General features: G+C 65.5%; 1 protein-coding gene. It reads right to left on the bottom strand.

Features of this window, described 5'->3' with window-relative positions; all coding sequences use genetic code 11:
* The coding region (locus tag MMB74_RS27385) for an FAD-binding protein (RefSeq protein ID WP_277431719.1) at positions 1–510 on the bottom strand (510 nt) is incomplete at both ends.

Below are 510 nucleotides of genomic sequence, written 5' to 3'. Positions count from 1 at the left end.
AGTCGTTCGGCACATAACCCGCATCCACTGCCGCGCGCGATGCGCCCAGCGCCGCGCCGAGCTTGTCGGCCAGCGGCTCCAGCACCTTGGTGTAGTTCTCGCCGCTGCCCAGGCCGCGGCCGCCCGAGACGATGATGTTCGCGCTCGTCAATTCCGGACGGTCCAGCTTCGTCACTTCGCGATTCACGAACTGCGAGATGCCGCGGTCCGCTGCTGCGTCGATCTTTTCGACCGCTGCGCTGCCGCCTTCGGCCGCCACGGCATCGAAGCCCGTCGCGCGCACTGTGATGACCTTGATCGCATCGCCCGATTGCACCGTCGCAATCGCGTTGCCGGCGTAGATCGGACGCTCGAACGTGTCAGCCGACACGACGGCCGTGATTTCGCTGATCTGCGCCACGTCGAGCTTGGCCGCCACGCGCGGGGCAATGTTCTTGCCGTAAGCCGTAGCCGGCGCCACGATGTGCGAGTAATCCTTCGCAATGTCGAGCACGGTCGCTTCGACGTTTT

The sequence above is a fragment of the Trinickia sp. Y13 genome, assembly GCF_029522115.1.
Classification (GTDB): Bacteria; Pseudomonadota; Gammaproteobacteria; order Burkholderiales; family Burkholderiaceae; genus Trinickia.
Note: the sequence above shows the minus strand (reverse complement) of the source record. Positions and strands in the feature narration are given on the sequence as shown.